We start from the raw sequence: 1,010 nt of genomic DNA, 5'->3' as shown, positions 1-1,010 counted from the left end.
CCCAATGGACCAGCCTTTTTCGGGTTTTTACATACTGAACAAGCTTTGATGTCAGCGGCTTATGCCACTAAAGCTAGAAACAGTGTGCGGTAAAGTGATGTACCAAACTAACACTATATATAGAAGCGCTAATCAGCATTAACTCAGCCGTTTTAGCCTACTCTTAATAACAACTGAAAAAATGATATTCCAGATAGAGGTCATACATGAACGCCAAAGTTGAACCACTTGTCTCTCCATTACCAATGCAAGACGCTTCTCAAGATATCTGGCACACTAAGTACCAGCTAAAAACTAAAACTGGTCAGGCCGTCGATCAAAACATTGACGCTACCTATGAGCGTGTTGCCAAAGCGCTTTCATCTGTAGAAGAAGAGGGCAAAAGAGAAACCGTCTACAACGACTTCAAGTGGGCACTAGAAAACGGCGTTATTCCAGCCGGCCGAATCATGTCTAATGCCGGCGCAGGCGAGCATAAGCCGGCAACATCAACCATTAACTGTACTGTCTCGGGTACTGTGTTCGATTCAATGGATGATATCTTGCTCAAAAACCATGAAGCAGGCCTAACTCTTAAAGCTGGTTGCGGTATTGGTTATGAGTTTTCAACGCTACGCCCTAAAGGTGCTTACGTTGCTGGTGCAGGTGCAACCACTTCAGGCCCTCTATCTTTCATGGATATCTTTGACAAGATGTGCTTCACCGTTTCATCTGCTGGTGGGCGTCGTGGTGCGCAAATGGCGACCTTTGATGTACACCACCCTGACGTTCTGGACTTCGTACGTGCAAAACGTGAAGACGGCCGACTACGTCAGTTCAATCTTTCATTACTAATTACCGAAGACTTCATTAAAGCGGTTCAGAATGACGCTGACTGGCAGCTATCCTTCCCTGTTACTGCTGAAGAAGTTGAAGAAGACAATCTTGACCTAAGTGATGAGAGCCAATTCGTATTTCGTAGCTTCCCAGTTAAAACAAGCTATATTACTAATGATGAAGGTCAGGTAGCG

At 45.0% G+C, this 1,010-nt stretch carries 1 protein-coding gene; it reads left to right on the top strand.

Annotation, left to right across the window (positions count from 1 at the left end; genetic code table 11):
- Positions 1-206: 206 nt before the first annotated feature.
- Positions 207-1,010: ribonucleotide reductase N-terminal alpha domain-containing protein (locus A3757_RS01370; RefSeq protein ID WP_369819512.1), on the top strand; the 804-nt coding region annotated here is incomplete at its 3' end.

It is taken from the genome of Oleiphilus sp. HI0117, assembly GCF_001635235.1.
This window is presented reverse-complemented; position numbering and strand designations above follow the sequence as displayed.